This is a genomic window from Myroides sp. LoEW2-1 (assembly GCF_009767705.1).
GTDB lineage: Bacteria > Bacteroidota > Bacteroidia > Flavobacteriales > Flavobacteriaceae > Flavobacterium > Flavobacterium album_A.
This window is the reverse complement of sequence record NZ_WSPP01000370.1, coordinates 1-735: the sequence shown is the minus strand read 5'-3', so window position 1 is coordinate 735 and position 735 is coordinate 1. Positions and strand designations below refer to the sequence as shown.

Below are 735 nucleotides of genomic sequence, written 5' to 3'. Positions count from 1 at the left end.
CTATTAGAAGGTTTGTAAGGTAATATTAAATATTACAACATGCTGTAGTTTTTACATATGTCAAGAAAAACTTTTCTTTTACCGAAATTTAATTAACTCGACCAAAAACTAGGAAAAGAAGTATATTGGTATTCTCTCCTAATCTTTTCTTTAAAATACTATATGACTTTGAAATATGAGCTTCAACAGTTTTTAAAGAAATATTTAAATAATCTGCAATCTCTTGATTTGTTAATCCTTGACGTTTACTTAAAATAAAGACTTCTTTACTTTTGTTAGGTAAGTTATCTATCTCCCTTTGCATTAAATTTATAGCAAGTTCTAGGTCTTCTTGAGAATTTGTTTCCACATAAGCATTGATTACTTTCAAGCATTGGTATTCTAAAGGCTCAAGCTTCTTATTCTTGCGATAAGTATCTACAAACTCATTAAAAACAGACTTATAAAGTAAGTTCTTAATATTTGCCTCTGGATTGAGCTTTAGTCTCTTAATCCAAATTTTCATAAATACATTTTGTACTAAATCTTGAGCTTCTTCATTACCAATAAGCTTATAGGCATAAACACATAGTGATTGATAATATTTTTCAATCAACAAGGTAAATGCCTTTTCATTACTTAGGACAATCATTTCAACTAATTCCGTATCTGTAGTAAGGTTATTCATAAGAAAAAAAATAAAAAAACATTCAAACATAGGGTTATGTAAAAATGTAACGTTACTAACTATAAAGT

At 27.2% G+C, this 735-nt stretch carries 1 protein-coding gene; it reads right to left on the bottom strand.

Going from position 1 to position 735, the window contains the following annotated elements; genetic code table 11:
- Nucleotides 1-88: 88 nt before the first annotated feature.
- Nucleotides 89-667: an RNA polymerase sigma factor gene (locus GOQ24_RS16085; protein WP_160340158.1), complete on the bottom strand. Its 579-nt coding sequence runs from the start codon at nt 665-667 to the stop codon at nt 89-91.
- Nucleotides 668-735 lie beyond the last annotated feature (68 nt).

Excerpts from the sequence above, each read along its gene's own strand:
- GOQ24_RS16085 (WP_160340158.1), bottom strand. The coding sequence starts at position 667 with ATGAATAACCTTACTACAGATACGGAATTAGTTGAAATGATTGTCCTA.